17 protein-coding genes are annotated in these 24,828 nt (G+C 69.5%); 11 read left to right on the top strand and 6 right to left on the bottom strand.

Going from position 1 to position 24,828, the window contains the following annotated elements; translation table 11 throughout:
- Window positions 1–17 precede the first annotated feature (17 nt).
- The 7 genes from rplA to ACF073_RS03660 all read left to right on the top strand — a co-directional run bounded on the left by rplA (window position 18) and on the right by ACF073_RS03660 (window position 12,179).
- Window positions 18–743 carry a 50S ribosomal protein L1 gene (gene rplA, locus ACF073_RS03690; RefSeq protein ID WP_392066512.1) on the top strand — a complete coding sequence of 242 codons (726 nt, stop codon included), beginning with the start codon at window positions 18–20 and terminating at the stop codon, window positions 741–743.
- A gap of 163 nt (window positions 744–906) precedes the next feature.
- On the top strand, window positions 907–1,809 hold the full coding sequence (locus ACF073_RS03685; protein WP_392066510.1) for a hypothetical protein: 903 nt from the start codon (window positions 907–909) through the stop codon (window positions 1,807–1,809).
- A 91-nt stretch (window positions 1,810–1,900) separates the two neighbouring features.
- Window positions 1,901–2,746 carry a hypothetical protein gene (locus ACF073_RS03680; RefSeq protein WP_392066509.1) on the top strand — a complete coding sequence of 282 codons (846 nt, stop codon included), beginning with the start codon at window positions 1,901–1,903 and terminating at the stop codon, window positions 2,744–2,746.
- Window positions 2,747–3,064: 318 nt separating this feature from the next.
- Window positions 3,065–3,595 carry a 50S ribosomal protein L10 gene (rplJ, locus tag ACF073_RS03675; protein ID WP_392066507.1) on the top strand — a complete coding sequence of 177 codons (531 nt, stop codon included), beginning with the start codon at window positions 3,065–3,067 and terminating at the stop codon, window positions 3,593–3,595.
- A 122-nt stretch (window positions 3,596–3,717) separates the two neighbouring features.
- Window positions 3,718–4,101, top strand: a complete 384-nt coding sequence (gene rplL, locus ACF073_RS03670) for a 50S ribosomal protein L7/L12 (protein WP_392066873.1) — start codon at window positions 3,718–3,720, stop codon at window positions 4,099–4,101.
- 595 nt (window positions 4,102–4,696) lie between these two features.
- Complete coding sequence (gene rpoB / locus ACF073_RS03665) at window positions 4,697–8,182, top strand: DNA-directed RNA polymerase subunit beta (RefSeq protein ID WP_392066505.1); 3,486 nt, start codon at window positions 4,697–4,699, stop codon at window positions 8,180–8,182.
- A 97-nt stretch (window positions 8,183–8,279) separates the two neighbouring features.
- Window positions 8,280–12,179, top strand: coding sequence for a DNA-directed RNA polymerase subunit beta' (locus ACF073_RS03660; protein ID WP_392066503.1), 3,900 nt, complete (start codon window positions 8,280–8,282; stop codon window positions 12,177–12,179).
- A gap of 84 nt (window positions 12,180–12,263) precedes the next feature.
- Here the strand turns inward: ACF073_RS03660 and ACF073_RS03655 are convergent, their stop codons facing one another.
- From ACF073_RS03655 to ACF073_RS03630, 6 genes are all read right to left on the bottom strand, one after another.
- A complete protein-coding gene (locus ACF073_RS03655; protein WP_392066501.1) occupies window positions 12,264–13,478 on the bottom strand; it encodes a M48 family metalloprotease in 1,215 nt (404 codons plus the stop codon).
- 48 nt (window positions 13,479–13,526) lie between these two features.
- Window positions 13,527–14,078 (bottom strand): Pycsar system effector family protein, encoded by a 552-nt coding sequence (locus tag ACF073_RS03650; RefSeq protein WP_392066500.1) that lies wholly within the window; start codon window positions 14,076–14,078, stop codon window positions 13,527–13,529.
- Complete coding sequence (locus ACF073_RS03645) at window positions 14,075–15,892, bottom strand: hypothetical protein (RefSeq protein ID WP_392066498.1); 1,818 nt, start codon at window positions 15,890–15,892, stop codon at window positions 14,075–14,077. The genes ACF073_RS03650 and ACF073_RS03645 overlap by 4 nt, the downstream gene beginning before the upstream one ends.
- A 29-nt stretch (window positions 15,893–15,921) precedes the next feature.
- A complete protein-coding gene (locus ACF073_RS03640; RefSeq protein WP_392066496.1) occupies window positions 15,922–18,120 on the bottom strand; it encodes a hypothetical protein in 2,199 nt (732 codons plus the stop codon).
- Complete coding sequence (locus tag ACF073_RS03635) at window positions 18,117–19,022, bottom strand: hypothetical protein (RefSeq protein WP_392066494.1); 906 nt, start codon at window positions 19,020–19,022, stop codon at window positions 18,117–18,119. Before ACF073_RS03635 ends, ACF073_RS03640 begins: the two co-directional genes overlap by 4 nt.
- Window positions 19,023–19,165: 143 nt before the next feature.
- Window positions 19,166–19,918: a Crp/Fnr family transcriptional regulator gene (locus tag ACF073_RS03630; RefSeq protein ID WP_392066492.1), complete on the bottom strand. Its 753-nt coding sequence runs from the start codon at window positions 19,916–19,918 to the stop codon at window positions 19,166–19,168.
- Window positions 19,919–20,403: 485 nt separating this feature from the next.
- On the opposite strand from ACF073_RS03630, the gene rpsL reads away from it, so the two are divergent.
- The 4 genes from rpsL (at window position 20,404) to tuf (ending at window position 24,763) form a co-directional block, all read left to right on the top strand.
- Complete coding sequence (rpsL, locus tag ACF073_RS03625) at window positions 20,404–20,775, top strand: 30S ribosomal protein S12 (protein WP_003948652.1); 372 nt, start codon at window positions 20,404–20,406, stop codon at window positions 20,773–20,775.
- Between the two features lie 2 nt (window positions 20,776–20,777).
- A complete protein-coding gene (rpsG, locus tag ACF073_RS03620; protein WP_121787381.1) occupies window positions 20,778–21,248 on the top strand; it encodes a 30S ribosomal protein S7 in 471 nt (156 codons plus the stop codon).
- A gap of 39 nt (window positions 21,249–21,287) precedes the next feature.
- The gene (gene fusA, locus ACF073_RS03615) at window positions 21,288–23,414 is read left to right on the top strand and encodes an elongation factor G (protein WP_392066490.1); all 2,127 of its coding nucleotides are present in this window, start codon (window positions 21,288–21,290) and stop codon (window positions 23,412–23,414) included.
- 155 nt (window positions 23,415–23,569) lie between these two features.
- The gene (gene tuf, locus ACF073_RS03610) at window positions 23,570–24,763 is read left to right on the top strand and encodes an elongation factor Tu (RefSeq protein WP_392066488.1); all 1,194 of its coding nucleotides are present in this window, start codon (window positions 23,570–23,572) and stop codon (window positions 24,761–24,763) included.
- Window positions 24,764–24,828 lie beyond the last annotated feature (65 nt).

The raw sequence follows: 24,828 nt of genomic DNA, 5'->3' as shown, positions 1-24,828 counted from the left end.
ACACACAGGAGCAAGTTGTGAGCAAGCGCAGCAAGGCTCTCCGCGCTGCGGACGCCAAGATCGACCGGGAGAAGCTGTACGCCCCGCTCGAGGCCGTCCGTCTCGCCAAGGAGACCTCCACGTCCAAGTTCGACGGCACCGTCGAGGTCGCCTTCCGTCTGGGTGTCGACCCGCGCAAGGCCGACCAGATGGTCCGTGGCACCGTGAACCTTCCGCACGGCACCGGTAAGACCGCCCGGGTCCTGGTCTTCGCGACCGGTGACCGTGCCGAGGCCGCGCGTGCCGCGGGCGCCGACATCGTCGGCGCCGACGAGCTGATCGACGAGGTGGCGAAGGGCCGTCTGGACTTCGACGCCGTCGTCGCCACCCCGGACCTCATGGGCAAGGTCGGCCGCCTCGGCCGCGTCCTCGGCCCGCGTGGTCTGATGCCGAACCCGAAGACCGGCACCGTGACCCCGGACACCGCCAAGGCTGTGACCGAGATCAAGGGCGGCAAGATCGAGTTCCGCGTCGACAAGCACTCGAACCTGCACTTCATCATCGGCAAGTCGTCGTTCGACGACGAGAAGCTGGTGGAGAACTACGGCGCCGCGCTGGAGGAGATCCTCCGTCTGAAGCCGTCGGCCGCCAAGGGTCGCTACATCAAGAAGGCCGCCATCACCACCACGATGGGCCCCGGCATTCCGGTCGACCCGAACCGCACCCGCAACCTCCTCGTCGAGGAGGACCCGGCCGCCGTCTGAGCCTTCCGCTCCCCGGCTGCCGCGTCAGGTACGCGTAAGTAGAGGACGGATCCCGCAACCAACCAGGTGCGGGGTCCGTCCTTTCTTTGTACGACCTTGAGTATGGCTGTCAGTGGCCTGGGTTACGTTGGAACAACAGGACAGGCATGTGGGGTGGGAGTAGATGAACAGCACGATCGTGCGCCGGGCAGGGCTTTCCATTGCGGTGGTGGCCGCGGTGACCGGAGTGGCCGCCTGCGGTACCTCCAAGGACGGTGACAAGGCCGGCGGCAAGGTGACCCATGTCAGCCCGATCGCCGCGTTGCGCTCCGCCGAGAAGTCCACCGACAAGGCCGATTCGGCCAAGGTGCGGTCCACCACGTCCGTCGGCAAGGTCATGGCGATGACCGCCAACGGCGCCCTGACCTGGAGCGACGGCCTCAAGGGCAACCTCACCATCACCTACACCGGCGGTCAGCTGGCGGAGATGATGAAGAAGGCCGGCACCTCCTCGATGGAGGCGCGCTATCTGCCGGACGCCTACTACGCGCACATGAGCGACGCCTTCGCGCAGCAGACCGGCGGCAAGCACTGGCTCAAGTACTCCTACGACGACCTCGCCAAGCTCGGCGGCGCCTCCGGGTCGTACATGAAGGACCAGATCCAGAACGCCACGCCGAACCAGTCCGTGAAGATGCTGCTGGCCTCCGGCGACGTCAAGAAGGTCGGCGAGGAGACGATCGAGGGCGTCGGCACCACGCACTACTCGGGCACGGTCGACGTCGCCGATCTCGCCGGCAAGACCAGCGGCCTCAGCGCCGACCAGCTGTCGGCCCTGAAGAAGCAGCTCAGCCAGGCCGGCGTGACCACCGACACCGTGGACATCTGGATCAACGACCAGGACCTGCTGGTCAAGAAGACCGAGAAGGCCGACACGGCCAACGGCCGGATGACCAACACGACCTTCTACACCGACTACGGCGTGAAGGTCGCCGCCGAGGCGCCCCCGGCCGGTGACACCAAGGACTTCGCGGACATGATGAAGTCCGGTGGCACGGCGGCGGGCGGCACCGGCACCGTCTCCTGAAAACAGCGGCACTCCGCAAACCCCTGAGGTACGCTCCCGATCTTGCCGCGGGCCGGCCGTGCGCGGCCCGAGCGTTCCTTGGGGGGATTCCATGAGGCCGCGTCTGCGCCTGCCGCTCGCCGCTCTGCTCGTCCTCGCCGGCACCGCCGGGTGCACGAGCGCGACGACCGCCGACGGCGAGAAGGCCCCGCAAGGGTCCGCCGCGGCGGCCGTCACCCGAGCGGCGCGCACGACCGAGGACGCCGGCTCGCTGCGCTACCGCGTCACCGGGCGGATGCCCGAGCAGGGCCGGATCAGCACCGAGGGGTGGGTCGGCACCCAGCCCTCGGCGGGCCGGGTGCGGATCACCACCCTCGGCGGCGCGCACCCGGGCACCCTGGAGCTGCGCATGGTCGGCGGGCATCTGTATGCGAGCCTGCCCGCGGACGGCGTGCGTGAGTCCCACGGCAGGCACTGGCTCGACTTCGGGCCCACCGCGAAGTTCCGCTCGGGCGGTGGGCTGCGGATGGACATGACGGCCATGCGCGACGAGGCCGGCCGCAACCCGGCCCGCGAGGCCGCCTTCCTCGCCGGCGCCGGGAACCTCCGGCGGGCCGGCACCGGGACGGTCGGCGGGACCCGCACCACGCACTACACCGGCACGGCCGGCGTAGACGCCCTGCGCGACCGCCCGGCGGAACCGGACGGCCCCGGCCGCACGGGCCTGCGGCGGAGCCTGGACGCGTACGCCAAGCTGGGCGTGGACGAGCTGCGCCTGGACGTGTGGATCGACGGCCGGGACCGTGTGAGGCGGCAGCGCGTGCGCGGCTTCGGCCGGCACGGCGAGCTGGACCTCACCGTCACCTTCGGCGACTTCGGCAGGCCGGTGAGCGTCAGCGCCCCCGCACCCCGGGACACGGTGGACATCCGCAAACCGGCGGAGAAAAGCGCGGGTTGAGCGGCCGGCGGGGCAGCGGCGGGGCCGTCGTACCGGTCGCAAAGAGGCCGATTTGCTCGGCGGCCGTCCGGTCCCGTACTCTCTTGCAGAAGCCAAAGACCGCTGGTCGTTGCCGCGCGCTTGTACGAGGGCACGGTGGCCGAAGGATCCGCTGAAGAGTGGACGACCCGCGCAGGTGATTGTGGAAGTACTCCCGGAGTGCGCGCGCCGAGCGCGTGTGCGGCCGGTCGAGTCCGCCCCGAGCGCCTGCGCCGGGGCGTTTCGTTTTCCCAGCCCCTTCTGAGCGGTCCTCATCACCCGGAAGGAGGCCGACGCTCTATGGCAAGGCCCGACAAGGCTGCCGCGGTAGCCGAGCTCGCGGACCAGTTCCGTAGCTCGAACGCTGCTGTGCTGACCGAGTACCGGGGTCTCACCGTGGCGCAGCTCAAGACGCTGCGTCGTTCGCTCGGTGAAGACGCCCAGTACGCCGTGGTGAAGAACACGCTGACCAAGATTGCGGCCAACGAGGCCGGGATCTCCACGCTTGACGACCTGTTCAACGGTCCGACGGCGGTCGCCTTCATCTCCGGTGACCCGGTGACGTCGGCGAAGGGTCTTCGTGACTTCGCCAAGGACAACCCGAACCTCGTCATCAAGGGCGGTGTCCTTGACGGCAAGGCGCTGTCCGCCGACGAGATCAAGAAGCTTGCGGACCTCGAGTCCCGCGAGGTTCTGCTCGCCAAGCTGGCGGGCGCCATGAAGGGCAAGCAGACGCAGACTGCTCAGCTCTTCCAGGCGCTTCCCTCGAAGCTCGTCCGCACCGTGGACGCGCTCCGTGCCAAGCAGGACGAGCAGGGCGGTGCCGAGTAATTCGGCTCCCGAAATGACCGCCGCCTGAGGCTTCCCGCCCTAGGCAGAGGTCGTTAGCGGGCCGAACGTACGCCCGCCAGACATGTACATCCGGCACCAGCCGAATTAGTGGAAGGAAAGCCATCGTGGCTCTCACCCAGGACGAACTGCTCGCCGAGTTCGAGGGCATGACCCTCATCCAGCTCTCCGAGTTCGTGAAGGCGTTCGAGGAGAAGTTCGACGTCACCGCCGCCGCCGCTGTCGCCGTCGCGGGCCCCGCCGCCCCGGGCGCCCCGGTCGAGGCCGCTGAGGAGAAGGACGAGTTCGACGTCATCCTCACCGGTGCCGGCGAGAAGAAGATCCAGGTCATCAAGGTCGTGCGTGAGCTGACCTCGCTGGGTCTGAAGGAGGCCAAGGACCTCGTCGACGGCACCCCGAAGCCGGTCCTCGAGAAGGTCAACAAGGAGGCCGCTGAGAAGGCCGCCGAGTCCCTCAAGGCCGCTGGCGCGTCCGTCGAGGTCAAGTAAGACCTTCCGGGTCCCCAGGACTCGAACGCGGGCCGTACACAGCCTCGCGGGGGCCGCTGAATCCAGCGTCCTCGGGCTGTAACGCGAACGCACCGAAGAGCGATCATCCATCCGGGTGGTCGCTCTTCGGCGTATCCGGGGGACCGACCACGGTTGCCTTGCACACGCGACGGCGAGGGGTATGGTGATCTTCGTTGTGTCTCCGGACGGCCTGCTTCGGGCTGGGGGGCCTTGACGAACCGCACGCAGCGCGCAATTCTCAGGACGCGTCGTCACAAGGATCCGAATCCGAGGCATGGATCGACGGCGAAGAGGGCAGTATCAACGTGCGTTGAGGGCAGGTATGCCGAGGGCGCTGACGACAAGGGTGTTGAGCACAACGAGGGTCTTCGAAAACCCGCACTGGACATCAGTGTGCCAAGTGGCTACACTGACCCTTTGCGCTGCCTGTTAGCTGTCCCCTGCCCGTCACCAGGGGTCTGCCCTCACTTGAGCACAGTCGACCGAACCCCGCTGACCTGGGGTTTCCGTCTCTGTGCACGGGAGAGGGACCGGTACGCGCGTAGTGAGTCCGAGCCCTCGGAAGGACCCCCTCTTGGCCGCCTCGCGCACTGCCTCGACCGCGAATACGAACAACGGCGCCAGCACCGCCCCGCTGCGCATCTCCTTTGCAAAGATCAAGGAGCCCCTCGAGGTTCCGAACCTGCTCGCGCTGCAGACCGAGAGCTTCGACTGGCTGCTCGGCAACACCGCCTGGCAGAGTCGGGTCGAGGAGGCTCTGGAGAACGGTCAGGACGTCCCCACCAAGTCCGGTCTGGAGGAGATCTTCGAGGAGATCTCCCCGATCGAGGACTTCTCCGGGTCGATGTCCCTGACGTTCCGGGACCACCGCTTCGAGCCGCCGAAGAACTCCATCGACGAGTGCAAGGAGCGCGACTTCACGTACGCCGCCCCGCTCTTCGTCACCGCTGAGTTCACCAACAACGAGACCGGCGAGATCAAGTCCCAGACTGTCTTCATGGGTGATTTCCCGCTCATGACGAACAAGGGCACCTTCGTCATCAACGGCACCGAGCGTGTCGTGGTGTCGCAGCTGGTCCGTTCCCCCGGTGTCTACTTCGACTCCTCCATCGACAAGACGTCCGACAAGGACATCTTCTCCGCCAAGATCATCCCGTCCCGGGGTGCCTGGCTGGAGATGGAGATCGACAAGCGCGACATGGTCGGTGTCCGCATCGACCGCAAGCGCAAGCAGTCGGTCACCGTGCTGCTGAAGGCGCTCGGCTGGACGACCGAGCAGATCCTCGAGGAGTTCGGCGACTACGAGTCGATGCGCGCCACCCTGGAGAAGGACCACACCCAGGGCCAGGACGACGCGCTGCTCGACATCTACCGCAAGCTGCGTCCGGGCGAGCCCCCCACGCGCGAGGCCGCGCAGACGCTGCTCGAGAACCTGTACTTCAACCCGAAGCGCTACGACCTCGCCAAGGTCGGCCGCTACAAGGTCAACAAGAAGCTGGGCGCGGACGCCCCGCTCGACGCGGGCATCCTGACCGTCGAGGACATCATCTCGACGATCAAGTACCTGGTGCAGCTGCACGCCGGCGAGACCGAGACCACGGGTGACAACGGTGACTCGATCGTCGTCGAGACCGACGACATCGACCACTTCGGCAACCGTCGTCTGCGCAGCGTCGGCGAGCTGATCCAGAACCAGGTCCGTACGGGTCTCGCCCGTATGGAGCGCGTCGTGCGCGAGCGCATGACCACCCAGGACGTCGAGGCGATCACGCCGCAGACCCTGATCAACATCCGGCCGGTCGTCGCCTCCATCAAGGAGTTCTTCGGCACCAGCCAGCTGTCGCAGTTCATGGACCAGAACAACCCGCTGTCGGGTCTCACCCACAAGCGCCGCCTGTCGGCTCTCGGCCCGGGTGGTCTCTCCCGTGAGCGGGCCGGCTTCGAGGTCCGTGACGTGCACCCCTCGCACTACGGCCGCATGTGCCCGATCGAGACGCCCGAAGGCCCGAACATCGGTCTGATCGGCTCGCTCGCCTCCTACGGCCGGGTGAACGCGTTCGGCTTCGTCGAGACCCCGTACCGCAAGGTGAACGACGGCCAGGTCACCGACGAGGTCGACTACCTGACCGCCGACGAGGAGGACCGCTTCGTCATCGCGCAGGCCAACGCCACGCTCAACGACGAACTGCGGTTCGCCGAGGCGCGTGTCCTGGTCCGCCGCCGTGGCGGCGAGGTCGACTACGTCAGCCCCCAGGACGTCGACTACATGGACGTCTCGCCGCGCCAGATGGTGTCGGTCGCGACGGCCATGATCCCCTTCCTGGAGCACGACGACGCCAACCGTGCCCTCATGGGCGCGAACATGATGCGTCAGGCCGTTCCGCTGATTAAGTCGGAGGCCCCGCTCGTCGGCACCGGCATGGAGTACCGCTCCGCCGTCGACGCCGGCGACGTGGTCAAGGCCGAGAAGGCGGGTGTGGTCCAGGAGGTCTCCGCGGACTACATCACCACGGCCAACGACGACGGCACGTACATCACGTACCGCCTGCACAAGTTCGCCCGGTCCAACCAGGGCACCTCGGTCAACCAGAAGGTCGTCGTCAACGAGGGCGACCGGATCATCGAGGGCCAGGTCCTCGCCGACGGTCCGGCCACCGAGAACGGTGAGATGGCCCTCGGCAAGAACCTGCTCGTGGCGTTCATGCCGTGGGAGGGTCACAACTACGAGGACGCGATCATCCTGTCGCAGCGCCTCGTGCAGGACGACGTCCTCTCCTCGATCCACATCGAGGAGCACGAGGTCGACGCCCGTGACACCAAGCTCGGCCCCGAGGAGATCACCCGGGACATCCCGAACGTCTCCGAGGAGGTCCTCGCCGACCTCGACGAGCGCGGCATCATCCGGATCGGTGCCGAGGTCGTCGCCGGTGACATCCTCGTCGGCAAGGTCACGCCCAAGGGCGAGACCGAGCTGACGCCGGAGGAGCGCCTGCTGCGCGCGATCTTCGGTGAGAAGGCCCGTGAGGTCCGTGACACCTCGCTGAAGGTCCCGCACGGCGAGATCGGCAAGGTCATCGGCGTCCGCGTCTTCGACCGCGAGGAAGGCGACGAGCTGCCGCCGGGCGTGAACCAGCTGGTCCGCGTCTACGTCGCGCAGAAGCGCAAGATCACCGACGGTGACAAGCTCGCCGGCCGCCACGGCAACAAGGGTGTCATCTCGAAGATCCTTCCCATCGAGGACATGCCGTTCCTCGAGGACGGAACTCCGGTCGACATCATCCTCAACCCGCTCGGTGTCCCGTCCCGAATGAACCCGGGACAGGTCCTGGAGATCCACCTCGGCTGGCTCGCCAGCCGCGGCTGGGACGTCTCCGGCCTCGCCGACGAGTGGGCCCAGCGTCTGCAGGTCATCGGTGCCGACCAGGTCGCCCCGCGCACCAACGTCGCCACCCCGGTCTTCGACGGTGCCCGTGAGGACGAGCTGGCCGGTCTGCTGCAGCACACCATCCCGAACCGCGACGGCGAGCGCATGGTGCTCCCGTCCGGCAAGGCGCGGCTGTTCGACGGCCGCAGCGGTGAGCCGTTCCCGGACCCGATCTCGGTCGGCTACATGTACATCCTCAAGCTGCACCACCTGGTCGACGACAAGCTGCACGCCCGTTCGACCGGCCCGTACTCGATGATCACCCAGCAGCCGCTGGGTGGTAAGGCGCAGTTCGGTGGCCAGCGCTTCGGTGAGATGGAGGTGTGGGCCCTCGAGGCCTACGGCGCCGCGTACGCCCTCCAGGAGCTGCTGACCATCAAGTCCGACGACGTCACCGGCCGCGTGAAGGTCTACGAGGCCATCGTCAAGGGCGAGAACATCCCCGAGCCCGGCATCCCCGAGTCCTTCAAGGTGCTCATCAAGGAGATGCAGTCGCTCTGCCTGAACGTGGAGGTGCTGTCCAGCGACGGCATGTCCATCGAGATGCGCGACACCGACGAGGACGTCTTCCGCGCTGCGGAGGAGCTCGGCATCGACCTGTCCCGGCGCGAGCCGAGCAGCGTCGAAGAGGTCTGACGGGAGTCCGGCGGGGCCCTCACCCACAGGGCCCCGCCGACCCCCAGGCCCCCGTTTCAGACCACAGACTTTCGACCCTGAGAGGGATTGACGCATAGTGCTCGACGTCAACTTCTTCGACGAGCTCCGGATCGGCCTGGCCACCGCTGACGACATCCGTCAGTGGAGCCACGGCGAGGTCAAGAAGCCCGAGACCATCAACTACCGCACCCTCAAGCCCGAGAAGGACGGACTCTTCTGCGAGAAGATCTTCGGTCCGACCCGGGACTGGGAGTGCTACTGCGGCAAGTACAAGCGCGTCCGCTTCAAGGGCATCATCTGCGAGCGCTGCGGCGTCGAGGTCACGCGCGCCAAGGTGCGCCGTGAGCGGATGGGCCACATCGAGCTGGCCGCCCCCGTCACGCACATCTGGTACTTCAAGGGTGTCCCGAGCCGTCTGGGCTACCTGCTCGACCTGGCTCCCAAGGACCTCGAGAAGGTCATCTACTTCGCGGCGTACATGATCACGTACGTCGACGAGGAGCGCCGTACCCGCGACCTGCCCTCCCTGGAGGCGCACGTCTCCGTCGAGCGCCAGCAGATCGAGAACCGCCGCGACGCCGACCTGGAAGGCCGGGCCAAGAAGCTCGAGACCGACCTGGCCGAGCTGGAGGCCGAGGGCGCCAAGGCCGATGTGCGCCGCAAGGTGCGCGAGGGCGCGGAGCGCGAGATGAAGCAGCTGCGCGACCGTGCGCAGCGCGAGATCGACCGCCTCGACGAGGTGTGGAACCGGTTCAAGAACCTCAAGGTCCAGGACCTGGAGGGCGACGAGCTGCTCTACCGCGAGCTGCGTGACCGCTTCGGCACGTACTTCGACGGCTCGATGGGTGCCGCGGCGCTGCAGAAGCGCCTGGAGTCCTTCGACCTCGACGAGGAGGCCGAGCGCCTCCGCGAGATCATCCGCACCGGCAAGGGCCAGAAGAAGACCCGCGCCCTGAAGCGGCTGAAGGTCGTCTCCGCGTTCCTGCAGACGTCCAACAGCCCCAAGGGCATGGTCCTGGACTGCGTCCCGGTCATCCCGCCGGACCTGCGTCCGATGGTGCAGCTGGACGGTGGCCGCTTCGCGACCTCCGACCTGAACGACCTGTACCGCCGTGTGATCAACCGCAACAACCGCCTGAAGCGCCTTCTCGACCTCGGTGCGCCCGAGATCATCGTGAACAACGAGAAGCGCATGCTCCAGGAGGCCGTGGACGCCCTCTTCGACAACGGTCGTCGTGGTCGCCCGGTCACCGGTCCCGGCAACCGCCCGCTGAAGTCCCTCAGCGACATGCTCAAGGGCAAGCAGGGTCGATTCCGTCAGAACCTGCTCGGCAAGCGTGTGGACTACTCCGCGCGTTCCGTGATCGTCGTCGGTCCGCAGCTGAAGCTGCACCAGTGCGGTCTGCCGAAGGCGATGGCGCTGGAGCTCTTCAAGCCGTTCGTGATGAAGCGCCTGGTCGACCTGAACCACGCGCAGAACATCAAGTCCGCCAAGCGCATGGTGGAGCGCGGCCGCACCGTCGTGTACGACGTCCTCGAAGAGGTCATCGCCGAGCACCCGGTGCTGCTGAACCGTGCGCCCACCCTGCACCGCCTCGGCATCCAGGCCTTCGAGCCGCAGCTGGTCGAGGGCAAGGCCATCCAGATCCACCCGCTCGTCTGCACCGCGTTCAACGCGGACTTCGACGGTGACCAGATGGCCGTGCACCTGCCGCTGTCCGCGGAGGCGCAGGCCGAGGCCCGCATCCTGATGCTGTCCTCGAACAACATCCTCAAGCCCGCCGACGGCCGTCCGGTGACGATGCCGACCCAGGACATGGTCCTCGGTCTGTTCTTCCTCACCACCGACGGCGAGCTGCGTGACACCAAGGGCGAGGGCCGCGCGTTCGGCTCCACGGCCGAGGCGATCATGGCGTTCGACGCCGGCGAGCTGGCGCTGCAGTCGCAGATCGACATCCGCTTCCCGGTGGGCACCATCCCGCCGCGCGGCTGGATGCCGCCGGCGCGCGAGGAGGGCGAGCCCGAGTGGCAGCAGGGTGACTCGTTCCGCCTGCGCACCACCCTGGGCCGCGCGCTCTTCAACGAGCTGCTGCCCGAGGACTACCCGTTCGTCGACTACTCGGTGGGCAAGAAGCAGCTCTCCGAGATCGTCAACGACCTGGCCGAGCGCTACCCCAAGGTCATCGTGGCGGCGACGCTCGACAACCTGAAGGCGGCCGGCTTCTTCTGGGCGACCCGTTCCGGTGTCACCGTGGCCATCTCCGACGTCGTCGTTCCCGAGGCGAAGAAGGAGATCGTCAAGGGCTACGAGGCGCAGGACGAGAAGGTCCAGAAGCAGTACGAGCGCGGTCTGATCACCAAGGAAGAGCGCACGCAGGAGCTCATCGCGATCTGGACCAAGGCGACCAACGAGGTCGCCGAGGCGATGAACGCGAACTTCCCCAAGACGAACCCCATCTTCATGATGGTTGACTCGGGTGCCCGAGGAAACATGATGCAGATGCGGCAGATCGCCGGTATGCGTGGTCTGGTGTCGAACGCGAAGAACGAGACCATCCCGCGTCCGATCAAGGCCTCGTTCCGTGAGGGCCTGTCCGTGCTGGAGTACTTCATCTCCACCCACGGTGCCCGTAAGGGTCTCGCGGACACCGCCCTGCGTACCGCCGACTCGGGTTACCTGACCCGTCGTCTGGTGGACGTCTCGCAGGACGTCATCATCCGCGAGGAGGACTGCGGCACCGAGCGTGGCCTCAAGCTCCTCATCGCGGACCGCGGCGCGGACGGCGTGCTGCGCAAGACGGACAACGTCGAGACGTCCGTGTACGCGCGCTGCCTCGCCGAGGACATCGTGGTCGACGGCCAGGTGCTGGCCCCGGCCGGCACCGACCTGGGCGACGTCCTCATCGAGGAGCTCGTCGGCCGCGGCGTCGAGGAGGTCAAGACCCGCTCGGTCCTGACCTGCGAGTCCGCCGTCGGTACCTGCGCGATGTGCTACGGCCGTTCGCTGGCCACCGGCAAGCTGGTCGACATCGGTGAGGCGGTCGGCATCATCGCCGCCCAGTCCATCGGTGAGCCCGGTACCCAGCTGACGATGCGTACCTTCCACACCGGTGGTGTGGCCGGTGACGACATCACCCAGGGTCTGCCCCGTGTCGTCGAGCTCTTCGAGGCCCGTACCCCGAAGGGTGTCGCCCCGATCTCCGAGGCCTCCGGCCGCGTGCGGATCGAGGAGACCGAGAAGACCAAGAAGCTCGTCGTCACCCCGGACGACGGCAGCGACGAGACGGCGTTCCCGATCTCGAAGCGTGCCAAGGTCCTGGTCCGCGAGGGCGACCACGTCGAGGTGGGCCAGCAGCTCACCGTGGGTGCCACCAACCCGCACGACGTGCTGCGCATCCTGGGTCAGCGTGCCGTCCAGGTCCACCTGGTCGGCGAGGTCCAGAAGGTCTACAACTCGCAGGGTGTGTCGATCCACGACAAGCACATCGAGATCATCATCCGGCAGATGCTCCGCCGCGTGACGATCATCGAGTCGGGCGACGCCGAGCTGCTGCCCGGCGAGCTGGTCGAGCGCTCGAAGTTCGAGACCGAGAACCGTCGTGTGGTCCAGGAGGGCGGTCACCCGGCCTCCGGTCGTCCGCAGCTGATGGGTATCACCAAGGCCTCGCTGGCGACGGAGTCCTGGCTGTCGGCCGCCTCCTTCCAGGAGACGACCCGAGTGCTGACGGACGCGGCGATCAACGCCAAGTCCGACAGCCTCATCGGCCTCAAGGAGAACGTCATCATCGGTAAGCTCATCCCGGCCGGTACGGGTCTGTCCCGCTACCGCAACATCCGGGTCGAGCCGACCGAGGAGGCCAAGGCCGCGATGTACTCGGCCGTCGGCTACGACGACATCGACTACTCGCCGTTCGGCACGGGCTCCGGCCAGGCCGTTCCGCTGGAGGACTACGACTACGGTCCGTACAACCAGTAAGCGGGCAGCTTGATCTGCTTGAACTGAAGGGCGGCCACTCCCACTGGGGGGTGGCCGCCCTTCGGCGTGTCCGGGGCTCGGGGCTCAGCGGGACGGCGGCTGCGGGACGTACGGCTGCTGGAGGTACGGCTGGAGGTGGTGCAGCCGGGTGTGGTGGTCCGGGTGGGAGGAGAGCAGCTTGCTCAGGGCACTCTCCTCGACGGGCACACCGCCGTTGCGGGCGGCGAGCGCGGCCTGCGCGTACTGCTCCTGCTGGTGCAGCTTGCCGAGGACGGCGGCCAGCATCGGGGCGAAGCCCAGCGCGGCCGCGTGCTCGTCGGCGCGCAGCTCGGAGCGGCGGCCGACGGCGGCGAGCGCGTACGGCACGCCCAGGACGAGCAGGGGGAGACCGTAGAGGGTGCTGATCGTCGCCAGCGCGATCACGCCGAGGAACAGGACGACGAAGGCGATGCCGAAGCAGCCGAAGACGCGTGACACCTTGTACGCGAGGCCGGAGACGGCCTTCAGGAGGCGCCAGGCGATCCGGCCGGGCAGCGCGTACCAGTAGCCGAGCAGCCCCGACCAGGCGTGCCCGCCGACATGGTGGCCGAGTTCATGGGCCAGGACGGCGGCCAGCTCGCCGTTGGGCAGCTGGTTCATGGCGAAGCGGGTGACGCCGACGATGTGGCCGGCGGCGGCGACCGCGTTCAGGTTGTCGCTGTCCTCGACCCAGAGCTCGTAGGTGCGGCCCTCGACGCCCGCGCGGGCCGTGACCTCGCGCCAGACCGGTTCGAGTTTGGCTCGTTCTTGCGGTGTGGGGCGGCGCAGCCGGAGCAGATGGCGCGCGAAGGCGCTCTCCGCTGGCCGGTAGAAGGCGAGTGCGCCGCTGGCGAGCCAGGCCAGGACCACCAGGATGCCGAAGCCGCCGAAGAACAGGGAGACCAGGCCGACGACGAAGAGGCTGCACAGGAAGTTCGGCAGGTGCAGGAGCAGGCTGCCGACAGCGGTGGCGTCCGTGCGGCGCTGGTCCTTGCGGATGTGCACCCGGCCGTGGCCGGTGCTGATGTGGTGCGGGTGGGTCTCGTCGGCGGCCTGCGGGTACGGCGGCGGGACGTACGGGGGCGGGACCGACGGGGCCGGCGGTGGCGGCGGGGTCGGCGCGACGGCGTACGGGTAGTGCGGTGGCTGGGCGGCGGCGGGCGGGGTCTGCGGGTACGGCGGTGGTGCGGGCTGGGGAGCGGGCGCCGTGTTCGGGTGGGCCGGTGCGTACGGGTACTCGGGCGGCAGGCCCGGCTGCGGGTACGGCGGAGGCTGGGTCATCTGGATTCCTGGTGGGTCGTTCGACGGGGACGTCGGCGGCCGGGACGGTCAGCCGGCCAGCAGCGAGGCGGGCAGCAGGACCGTGCCGGTGCAGAAGGCGATCAGGCCGGCCCGGATCCACGCGTGCTTGCGGGCGGCGATCCGGCTCGTCTCGGTGAGCGCCGTGGTGAGTCCGGCCAGGGGGTCGCGTTCGGTGTCGGCGAGCGCGGTCTCCAAGTGGCCGAGGCGGACGGCGTCGTGGATGTCGCCGAAGTAGGACAGCGGCTGTCCCGGCGTCCAGGTGCCCGAGCGGTAGCGGGGGAGGACGGCCAGGAGCAGGGCGAAGAGCGAGGCGGTCAGGGACGCGGTCCCGGACCACCACAGCAGCGTGCCCGCCGCGGAGAGCGCGGCCGGGGTCCAGCCGCGTCCGGCCAGCAGACCGCTGAACACGCCGGCCGTCATGCCGAGGGCGGCCACCAGCACGGCCGCCTTGCTGTCCGCCCGTGCGATCTCGGTGCGCAGCTCGGCGAGGAGCCGCTCGCACAGCCGGGTGCGCTCCGCGGAGGCGGGGGGCCGGGTCGGGGTGGTGTCCGGGTCGGGTGCCGGGTCGGTGACGGTCAAGGGCCGCTCGCCTCCGGGGAGGTGCCCTGCCCGCCCTGCGCGGCGTCGTCGTGCGCCGGCGGGGGCGAGGCGGGTGGCGAGGCGTGCGGCGGGAGCGTCGGCGCGGTCGCCGGAGGCTGTGCGGGCACGGCCGGTGTCTGGCCGTACCCGGGCGGCGGCTGCCAGGACGGGGCCGGGGGAGCGGGGGCCGGCGCCGGAGCGGAGGGAGTGCCGGTGAGCGGGGCCGGCGGGGTGTAGGGGGTGGGCGGCTGCCAGGGCGGGCTTGCGGGAGCGGGGCCCGGGGCCGGACCGGTCGGGGTGCCGGGAGGGGCGCTGGCGAGCGGGGCCGGAGCGGCGGGAGCGCCGGCGAGGGTGCCGGCGAGCGGGGCCGGCGGGGTGTAGGGGGTGGGCGGCTGCCAGGGCGGCGGCGGCCCTGTGGGAGCGGGGGCCGGGGTGCCGGGAGGGGCGTCGGTGAGCGGGGCCGCGGGAGCGTGGGCGGCGGGCGGCTGCCAGGCGGGCGGGCCGGGCACGGGGGCGGCCGGTGCCGGGGGCTGGGCGGATTCGGTGCCGTACCCGGCCGGTGCCGGGGGCTGGGCGGATTCGGTGCCGTACCCGGCCGGTGCCGGGGGCTGGAGGGACTCGGTGCCGTACCCGGCCGGGCTCCGGCCCGGGTCCGCCGGCGGTCGGCCGCTCTCCCCCGGCACCCCTCCGTACCCCGTGCCCTCCCCGTACGGGGGCGGCGGCAGCGGCGGGGACTGCGGGACGCCCGGGAGGCGCTGGTTGAGGATGTCGCTGACCGTGCGCAGGGCGAGCTGCTTGGGGCCCTCCAGTTCGTAGCTCTCGGCGGTGTCACCGCTCAGGAGCTGCTGCACCAGCTCCATCTGGGCCTGGATCATGCGCAGCTGGTCGTCCCGCATGCTCGTCATGACCAGGCGCGAGTCCTCCGGGTGCTGGGCGAGATGGAGCGCCCACGCCCGCACCCCGCCCTGCCGCATATGCCACTCGTAGAACTCGATCTTCTGGGCCTCGATGCGCTGGAGCTCCAGCATCTGCGCTCCCTGCTGCAGGGCCTGCTCGTGCTGCCACCGCTGCTGCTGGAGGGCCAGTTCCTGCTGCTGGTGCCCGTACGCCATGGCCCGTTCGATCTGCAGCGCGTCCTGCTGCCGGTGGCGGCGGTCCACCTCGGCGTCGACCTCCATGCCCCGCTCGGCCGCGCGGATCTGCTCGGCGGCGGAGTGGTCGAGGGCCTGGAGGCGGCGCTGGTGGTCGATGTTCCCCTGGTCGCGCCGCACCCGCAGCGTCCAGGTGACCTGCAGTCCGGCCGTCGCGCCGAGCGGGCCGAGGACGGTCACCGCCCGCAGCAGCTCCCGCTCGGCGGCGGCGCTGTCGGCGATGGCGAACCGCCGGCTCACCGGCCGGGCCGCCTGCTGCAGTTCGCCCAGCACCGCCTTCGGCACGTCCCGGTGTCCGCTCGCCACGAACCGGGCCGGATCGAGGACCTGCCAGGAGAGGTCGACCGCGGCCGTGAACTCGAAGGCGTCGTTGTCACTGGGCAGCGTGAGGTCCGCCGAGAACGGGTGCACGCCCATGTCCACCTCGTACACGGCGGTGTACCGCCGCGCCGCGATCTCGCTGCGGGTGGGGCGCCGCGGCGGCGGGTACGCGTCGTAGCCGCCCTTGGGGGTGGCGAAGACCAGGGCGTGGTCGATGCGGACGAGCGACTTCAGGCCCAGGTCGAAGCGGCCGAGCTGGCGCACGGTGAGGACCGGGTCGACCAGATCGGTGTGCCGGTCCGCCTGCTGCTGCCACTCGGGCGGGCGGTGGAAAGCGGGCATGGTGCGTTTCTCCTCGGGGATGCGGAAGGTCAGCGGGCCGGGAGGACCGCGTGCAGACGGGCGGCCACCACGGGCGGGGGAGCGCCGTCCTCGCCGGGCATGGTCCGCAGCAGATGGCTCAGCCGGTCGTACTCGGCGGGCGTGGTGACGAGCCGGGGCAGCAGGGCGGCCAGCGCCCACTCGGCGGCCGTGGCCCGGTCGGCGATGAGCACCCAGTCCTGCAGGACGGCCAGCGCGCGCGTGGTGGTCCGCGGGTCGGCGAGCGCGGCCCGCCACAGGAAGGGGATGTCCGCCGCGCCGCTCGCGCCCCGCTCCACCGCCCGGGAGTACCAGGCGAGGACCAGCGGGTCGCCGTACCGCTCGTCCTCCCGGGTGTGCGTGCAGGCGCTCAGGAAGCCGTGCAGCGCGAGCTCGCGCACGGGCCGGCTGTCGTCGAGGCGGGCGCGCAGCTCGCCGAGGGCGGCATCGCCGGCGGGGGAGAGCAGCAGCAGGTCCACGGCCTCGGCGAGTTCCCGCCCCAGCTCCCCGTCGAAGCCCTCCGGGTCGTCCTTGACCAGCCGGTGGGCGGCCCCGCGCAGCGCGGCGAGCGCCTGCCGGGGCCGTTCCGGTCCGATCAGCCCGTACGCCCGTACGGCCACCCAGCGCAGCCGCGGGTCGTCGCCCTCGCACCAGCTGTCGAGGATGCGCGGAATGTGGGGCGTGCCGACGAGGTGGGCGAGGGTGAGCGCGTTGACGGCGACCAGCCGGTGCCTGAACCGCTTCGAGATGCCCCAGGGTTCGATGACCAGCGCCATCGCCGAGGGCAGATCGGTGCGGGCGAGGACCGCGACGGTGGAAGCGGCGCGGGTGCGGACCAGGGGGCGGCCGTCGTCGGCGAGCCGGCGCAGCCAGGCGATCAGCGCGGGCCTGGCCGACGGATGCCCGGTCCACACCTCGCGCAGCAGCACGTAGGAGACCCGCTCGTCGACGAACCGGGCCTTCTGCTGGGGCACCGGCCCCCACTCGGTGTGCTCGTCCTCCTCGTACCGCTCCGCGCGGGCCAGCTGGAGACGCTTGCCGATGTGGGTGCCGAAGACGGGGACCTCGGGGACGAGGGAGCGGTTCCAGGTCTCCTGGAGGAAGCGGTACAGCAGGTCGCTGACCTCGGCGGTGAGGGCGTACGGTCCGCCGTCGAAGGCGGCGAGCGCCACCAGGAACGCCTTGTCCCGCAGATGGATCGCGCTCTCGTCCTCCTCGAACCACTGCTGGACCTGGCTCTCCAGCGAGAGGAGCGAGAACTGGGCGACGTCGTCCGCGCCCGCCGTACCGGCCGCGTGCCGGGCGAGGAGCCGGGCGAAGGCGGCGACCTCGCGCAGCTGGTGGCCGCGGCCGAGGAACGCGCTGACGTCCGGCAGTCCGAGCAGCTTGGCCGTGGTCTCGGCGTCGGTGCGGGTGCGCAGATGGGCGGCGAGGACATCGGCGGCGGCGGGCGGCCGCCAGGCCGCGGCGAACGGCACGTCCTCCCATACGGCGGCGGGGTCGACGGTGACGATCAGGTAGCCGTGCGCGCCGAGCCGGTCGCGGGCGGCGAGCAGATGGGGTTCGCGCAGCGGGCGGTCGCGGCGGGTCGCCAGGTCGCACAGGACGTAGCCGCGGGGCCGGTCCTCGTCGTCGGCGGTGACCTGCTCGGCGAGGGCGCCCGGGCTGGTGTCGCGGTCCAGGACGCGCACCGAGGACAGGCCCAGGCGGTGCAGCAGCGTCAGCGCGGCCGTGCGGCGGCCGGTGAAGCGGGCGCCGGACAGGACCAGCACATGGTCGCGGCGCAGCCGGCCGAGGAGGCCGGCGACGACGTCCTCGTCGGCGACGAAGTGCTCGGCCAGCCGCTCCAGCGTGGCGGCGGGGACCTCGCCGGACGCGGACGCCGATGTCGAAAGGCCCGGTATCGAGAAGTGGTACACCGTCTTGGTGCCCATGATCACGTCGCCGGTGACCTGGTTCCCGGTGACGTTGTTCTGGTCGCCGCTCACCGTGCCGCCGCCGAAGCGCGCCTGGGCGCCGACGCTCATGCTCCGCGGGCTGTGGTCGACCAGGTCACGCCGGGCCGACCAGGCGTCCTGCGGCTGGTCGCGGTCCGCGGACTCCTCGTCCGCGCCCTCTCTGCGGGCCTCGTCCACCGGGGCGGCCTCGCCCGGCGGCTGGTCCGGCGCCGGGCCGCCGCCCGCGGGCGCCTGCTGCTCGGGCGCGCTCACGAGTCCTCGCCCCGCCGCCGGGCGCCGCCCGAGCCGATGTTCACGTCGCCGGTGATCCGGTTGCCGGTGACGTTGTTCTGGTCGCCGCCCACCGTGCCGCCGCCGATGGTGACGGCGCCGCCGAAGACCGGGCCCGGCGCCGGGGCTCCCCGCTCGGGCGCAGGACCGCTCGGGGTACCCCGCTCGGGCGCAGGACCGCTCGGGATTCCCCGCTCCGGCGCCGGACCGCCGCCCCCGGCGGCCCCCGGCGTCGGGCGGTCCCCCGAACCGCCCGACGCCTCCCCCGCCCCCGTGTCACCGTGGTCCGTGGGTTCCCCGTAGGCCGCGCCGGCCGGCACCGGGCCGTGCAGCCAGGCCGTCAGCGGGCCGTTCTTGCTGTCCGCCGTCACCGCGTGGAACTCCGCCCGGGGGACGCCGGTGTGGTCGTGCCGTACGACCCCGGCGTACAGAGCGTCCGAGACGCACAGCGCGAAGTCGTCGGCGCGTTCCCGCAGCGCGTCCCGCAGGACCTGCGCGTCCAGCAGCCGGCAGGCGTGGTTCAGATCGGAGCCGACCCAGCCGCCCCGCTCGTCGACGGCGACCCAGCCCGCGGCGAGCACCCCGCGCAGCCGGATCTGCGCGGAGCTGGACGCCATCCGGTTGACCGCGCGCAGCTGTGCCGGCACCTCCGTGAGCAGGGCCCGCAGCAGCTGTGTCACCGGCGCGCTCGCGTCGACCAGCTCCATCACCGAGTCCCCGCGGTCCGCCCGCAGCCGCAGCGTCTCGTCGATGCCGGCGCTCTCCAGCGTGCGGTCGGCGATGTCGTAGAGCATGCGCCGCAGATACGCCTGCTCCACGTCGTCCCGGTCGCTGAACCTCTCGATGTCCAGCAGCAGGATCGTGCGGCTCACGGGGTGGGTCATGGTCGCCTCTCGCCGGTGTGCGGTGCCGGGCAAGAGCGTGGCGCCGGAGCGCCGGGAGCGGTGAGGGCGGATGACGCACTCGGAGTGTGACCGTGTGCACAGAAGGGCGGCTGGGGCGGGGGATGCGCGGGACGGGGCCCGGCTCAGGTCCCGTCCGGCCCCGGCGGCGCCGGGATCCCCCTGGCCGGGCCCGCCCCGGCGATCCGGCGCAGGATGTCCGGGCGCCGGATCAGCAGCGTGCGGCGCCCGGTGGTGACGGCTTCCTTGTCCCGCAACTCCTTGAGCAGCCGCTGCACCATCTCCCGGGACGCGCCCACCGAGCCGGCGAGCTCCTGCTTGCTCAGCGGCACGGCCAGTTCGACGCCCTGTGCCGTGCGGCGCCCGTGGGTGCGGGCCAGGTCGAGCAGGAGCACGGCGAACCGCTCCCGCACGTTCATCGACGCGAACTCGAGCCGGCGCCGGTCGGCCGCGCGGGTGCGGTCGGCGGTGAGGCCGAGCAGGGCGAAGGACACGGCGGGGGAGCCGCTCAGGAAGGCGCGGAACCGCTCGTGCTCCACGGCCACCGCGCGCACCGGCTCCAGCGCGGTCACCGTCGCCGACCGCGGGCGCCCGGTGAGCGCCGCCGACTCGCCGACGATGTCGCCGGGGCCGCGCAGGGCGAGCAGGGCCTCGTAGCCGTTGGCAGCGGAGGCCGTGACCTTGGTCCAGCCGTGCACCAGGAACAGGACGTGGGAGGAGGGCTCGTGCTGGTGGATGAGCACCATGCGCGGCGCGAAGGCCAGCTCGTGGCCGAACGCCAGCAGCGCCGAGCGGTCCTCCCCCTCCAGCCGGGCCAGAAAGGGCACCCGGTCCTCCAGGCCCCCGTCGTCCGGAGATTGCACCGCCACCCTCGTCATGCTCGTCCCCCCGGATTCATCCGCAATCCGCACGTGCCTCGCGACGGACGGATCAACGTACTGAACGCACGCACCGCGCGATCCGGAAAGAGCGCGATCCGGCCATCGCGGGGAAACGATCCGCGTCAGGGGCGGGAACGGCGCGGAGCCGCCCGGTGACGCGGAGACACGCCATGGGCCGAGGTCCGGGGGCCCGGGGCGGGGGAAACCCGCCGCGGGGGGCGGGGTGGGATGTCCGGCGTGTCGGGGCCGCCTGCATTTGTTTTGACCGAAGTCCATGAGGTAGGTACGCTCAGACCTTGTGCCTGGGGTGTGCCCTGGCTCCTGTGCGTGCCTGTGAACCGCATGGCGAGCCACTACCGGCCACCGTAATCTGCGCCCTTTCCGCCTCGCGGCGAAGGTCTGCGGGATTCGACACACCCGACCGCGTGGGTCGGCGACTGTTCCAGGTTAGCTTTACTCGGCACACAGAAACCGGAGAAGTAGTGCCTACGATCCAGCAGCTGGTCCGGAAGGGCCGGCAGGACAAGGTCGAGAAGAACAAGACGCCCGCACTCGAGGGTTCCCCTCAGCGTCGTGGCGTCTGCACGCGTGTGTTCACGACCACCCCGAAGAAGCCGAACTCGGCCCTGCGTAAGGTCGCGCGTGTGCGTCTGACCAGCGGGATCGAGGTCACCGCTTACATTCCGGGTGAGGGACACAACCTGCAGGAGCACTCCATCGTGCTCGTGCGCGGCGGCCGTGTGAAGGACCTGCCGGGTGTTCGCTACAAGATCATCCGTGGTTCTCTCGACACCCAGGGTGTCAAGAACCGCAAGCAGGCTCGCAGCCGCTACGGCGCCAAGAAGGAGAAGTAAGAATGCCTCGTAAGGGCCCCGCCCCGAAGCGCCCGGTCATCATCGACCCGGTCTACGGTTCTCCTCTTGTCACGTCGCTGATCAACAAGGTGCTGCTGAACGGCAAGCGCTCCACCGCCGAGCGCATCGTGTACGGCGCCATGGAGGGCCTGCGCGAGAAGACCAGCAATGACCCGGTCATCACGCTGAAGCGCGCTCTCGAGAACATCAAGCCGACCATCGAGGTCAAGTCCCGCCGTGTCGGTGGCGCCACCTACCAGGTCCCGGTCGAGGTCAAGCCCGGCCGTGCCAACACCCTGGCGCTGCGCTGGCTGGTCGGTTACTCCCGCGCCCGTCGCGAGAAGACCATGACCGAGCGTCTGCTCAACGAGCTCCTCGACGCCTCCAACGGCCTGGGTGCCGCTGTGAAGAAGCGCGAGGACACGCACAAGATGGCCGAGTCCAACAAGGCCTTCGCGCACTACCGCTGGTAGTCGCTACCCACATCGAGACCGAGAGAAGACTGAAGCCTTATGGCTACCACTTCACTTGACCTGGCCAAGGTCCGCAACATCGGGATCATGGCCCACATCGACGCGGGCAAGACGACCACCACCGAGCGGATCCTGTTCTACACCGGTGTGTCGTACAAGATCGGTGAGGTCCACGACGGCGCTGCCACCATGGACTGGATGGAGCAGGAGCAGGAGCGTGGCATCACGATCACCTCTGCTGCCACCACCTGTCACTGGCCGCTGGAAGACGTCGACCACACCATCAACATCATCGACACCCCGGGTCACGTCGACTTCACCGTCGAGGTGGAGCGCTCCCTGCGCGTGCTCGACGGTGCCGTGACGGTGTTCGACGGCGTCGCCGGCGTGGAGCCCCAGTCCGAGACGGTGTGGCGTCAGGCGGACCGCTACGGCGTGCCGCGCATCTGCTTCGTCAACAAGCTCGACCGCACCGGTGCCGAGTTCCACCGCTGTGTCGACATGATCGTCGACCGCCTGGGCGCGCAGCCGATCGTCATGCAGCTCCCGATCGGTGCCGAGGCCGACTTCAAGGGCGTCGTGGACCTGGTCCGCATGAAGGCGCTCGTGTGGTCCGCCGAGGCGACCAAGGGCGAGATGTACGACATCGTCGACATCCCGGACACGCACACCGAGGCGGCCGAGGAGTGGCGCGGCAAGCTGCTCGAGGCCGTCGCGGAGAACGACGAAGCGATGATGGAGCTGTACCTGGAGGGCGAGGAGCCGTCCGAGGAGCAGCTGTACGCCGCGATCCGTCGCATCACCATCGCGTCCGGCAAGGGCGACGGCAAGACCGTCACCCCCGTGTTCTGCGGTACCGCGTTCAAGAACAAGGGCGTCCAGCCCCTGCTCGACGCGGTCGTGCGCTACCTGCCGTCGCCGGTCGACATCGAGGCCATCGAGGGCCACGACGTCAAGGACCCCGAGGTCATCGTCAAGCGCAAGCCGTCCGACGAGGAGCCCCTCTCGGCGCTGGCGTTCAAGATCATGAGCGACCCGCACCTCGGCAAGCTCACCTTCGTCCGGGTCTACTCGGGCCGCCTGGAGTCCGGCACCTCGGTGCTGAACTCCGTCAAGGGCAAGAAGGAGCGCATCGGCAAGATCTACCGCATGCACGCGAACAAGCGTGAGGAGATCGAGTCGGTGGGCGCCGGCGACATCGTCGCCGTCATGGGCCTGAAGCAGACCACCACCGGTGAGACGCTGTCCGACGACAAGAAGCCGGTCATCCTGGAGTCCATGGACTTCCCGGCGCCGGTCATCCAGGTCGCGATCGAGCCCAAGTCCAAGGGTGACCAGGAGAAGCTGGGTGTCGCCATCCAGCGTCTCGCGGAGGAGGACCCCTCCTTCCAGGTGCACACCAACGAGGAGACGGGCCAGACCATCATCGGTGGTATGGGCGAGCTGCACCTCGAGGTGCTGGTCGACCGTATGCGCCGTGAGTTCAAGGTCGAGGCCAACGTCGGCAAGCCGCAGGTCGCGTACCGTGAGACGATCCGCAAGGCCGTCGAGCGCGTCGACTACACCCACAAGAAGCAGACCGGTGGTACCGGTCAGTTCGCGAAGGTGCAGATCGGCATCGAGCCGCTCGAGGGTGGCGACACCTCGTACGAGTTCGTGAACAAGGTGACCGGTGGCCGTATCCCGAAGGAGTACATCCCTTCGGTCGACGCCGGTGCGCAGGAGGCCATGCAGTTCGGCATCCTCGCCGGTTACGAGATGACCGGTGTCCGTGTGATCCTGCACGACGGCGCCTACCACGAGGTCGACTCCTCCGAGCTCGCCTTCAAGATCGCCGGTTCGCAGGCCTTCAAGGAGGCCGCGCGCAAGGCTTCGCCCGTGCTCCTTGAGCCGATGATGGCCGTCGAGGTCACCACGCCCGAGGACTACATGGGTGACGTCATCGGTGACATCAACTCCCGCCGTGGCCAGATCCAGGCCATGGAGGAGCGGGCTGGTGCCCGCGTCGTGAAGGGCCTCGTGCCCCTGTCGGAGATGTTCGGCTACGTCGGCGACCTCCGCAGCAAGACGTCGGGTCGCGCAAGCTACTCGATGCAGTTCGACTCCTACGCCGAGGTTCCGCGGAACGTCGCCGAGGAGATCATCGCGAAGGCCAAGGGCGAGTAACGCACCGCGTTCCCACGCTTTAGGCTTGACTCCGGAGCCTCGCGGGGCAAACAACCGCAAACACGGATGTTTGCCCCGGGTTCCGGGCTTTCCAGCAAAGATCACCTGGCGCCGATGAAGTAAGGCGTACAGAACCACTCCACAGGAGGACCCCAGTGGCGAAGGCGAAGTTCGAGCGGACTAAGCCGCACGTCAACATCGGCACCATCGGTCACATCGACCACGGTAAGACGACCCTCACGGCCGCCATTACCAAGGTGCTGCACGACGCGTACCCGGACCTGAACGAGGCCACCGCGTTCGACAACATCGACAAGGCGCCCGAGGAGCGCCAGCGCGGTATCACCATCTCCATCGCGCACGTCGAGTACCAGACCGACGCGCGTCACTACGCCCACGTCGACTGCCCGGGTCACGCGGACTACATCAAGAACATGATCACGGGTGCCGCCCAGATGGACGGCGCGATCCTGGTCGTGGCCGCCACCGACGGCCCGATGCCGCAGACCAAGGAGCACGTGCTCCTGGCCCGCCAGGTCGGCGTGCCGTACATCGTCGTCGCCCTGAACAAGGCCGACATGGTGGACGACGAGGAGATCCTGGAGCTCGTCGAGCTCGAGGTCCGTGAGCTCCTCTCCGAGTACGAGTTCCCGGGCGACGACGTTCCGGTCGTCAAGGTCTCCGCGCTCAAGGCGCTTGAGGGCGACCCGGAGTGGGCCAAGTCCGTCCTCGACCTGATGAAGGCCGTCGACGAGTCGATCCCGCAGCCGGAGCGCGACGTCGACAAGCCGTTCCTCATGCCGATCGAGGACGTCTTCACGATCACCGGTCGCGGTACGGTCGTCACCGGCCGTATCGAGCGTGGTGTCCTGAAGGTCAACGAGACCGTCGACATCATCGGCATCAAGACCGAGAAGACCACCACCACGGTCACCGGTATCGAGATGTTCCGCAAGCTGCTCGACGAGGGCCAGGCCGGTGAGAACGTCGGTCTGCTGCTCCGCGGCATCAAGCGCGAGGACGTCGAGCGCGGCCAGGTCATCATCAAGCCGGGCTCGGTCACCCCGCACACCGAGTTCGAGGCGCAGGCGTACATCCTGTCCAAGGACGAGGGTGGCCGTCACACGCCGTTCTTCAACAACTACCGTCCGCAGTTCTACTTCCGTACGACGGACGTGACCGGCGTGGTGACCCTCCCCGAGGGCACCGAGATGGTCATGCCGGGTGACAACACCGAGATGAAGGTGGAGCTCATCCAGCCCATCGCCATGGAAGAGGGCCTGAAGTTCGCCATCCGTGAGGGTGGTCGCACGGTGGGCGCCGGCCAGGTCACCAAGATCAACAAGTAAGTTCCGCTTGCTTGAGGGTCATCACCTGACCTAAGGGGAGGCCCGTACGACTCCGGTCGTACGGG

It is taken from the genome of Streptomyces sp. NPDC015171 (assembly GCF_043079545.1).
In the GTDB taxonomy this organism is placed as follows: Bacteria; Actinomycetota; Actinomycetes; order Streptomycetales; family Streptomycetaceae; genus Streptomyces.
Note: the sequence above shows the minus strand (reverse complement) of the source record. Positions and strands in the feature narration are given on the sequence as shown.

What these genes read in the sequence shown, in the direction of transcription:
- fusA (WP_392066490.1), top strand. Translation starts at nt 21,288, where the DNA reads ATGGCTACCACTTCACTTGACCTGGCCAAGGTCCGCAACATCGGGATC.
- ACF073_RS03630 (WP_392066492.1), bottom strand. Translation starts at nt 19,918, where the DNA reads ATGACGAGGGTGGCGGTGCAATCTCCGGACGACGGGGGCCTGGAGGAC.
- ACF073_RS03680 (WP_392066509.1), top strand. Translation starts at nt 1,901, where the DNA reads ATGAGGCCGCGTCTGCGCCTGCCGCTCGCCGCTCTGCTCGTCCTCGCC.
- rplJ (WP_392066507.1), top strand. Translation starts at nt 3,065, where the DNA reads ATGGCAAGGCCCGACAAGGCTGCCGCGGTAGCCGAGCTCGCGGACCAG.
- rpsG (WP_121787381.1), top strand. Translation starts at nt 20,778, where the DNA reads ATGCCTCGTAAGGGCCCCGCCCCGAAGCGCCCGGTCATCATCGACCCG.
- ACF073_RS03685 (WP_392066510.1), top strand. Translation starts at nt 907, where the DNA reads ATGAACAGCACGATCGTGCGCCGGGCAGGGCTTTCCATTGCGGTGGTG.
- ACF073_RS03635 (WP_392066494.1), bottom strand. Translation starts at nt 19,022, where the DNA reads ATGACCCACCCCGTGAGCCGCACGATCCTGCTGCTGGACATCGAGAGG.
- ACF073_RS03645 (WP_392066498.1), bottom strand. Translation starts at nt 15,892, where the DNA reads ATGCCCGCTTTCCACCGCCCGCCCGAGTGGCAGCAGCAGGCGGACCGG.
- ACF073_RS03655 (WP_392066501.1), bottom strand. Translation starts at nt 13,478, where the DNA reads ATGACCCAGCCTCCGCCGTACCCGCAGCCGGGCCTGCCGCCCGAGTAC.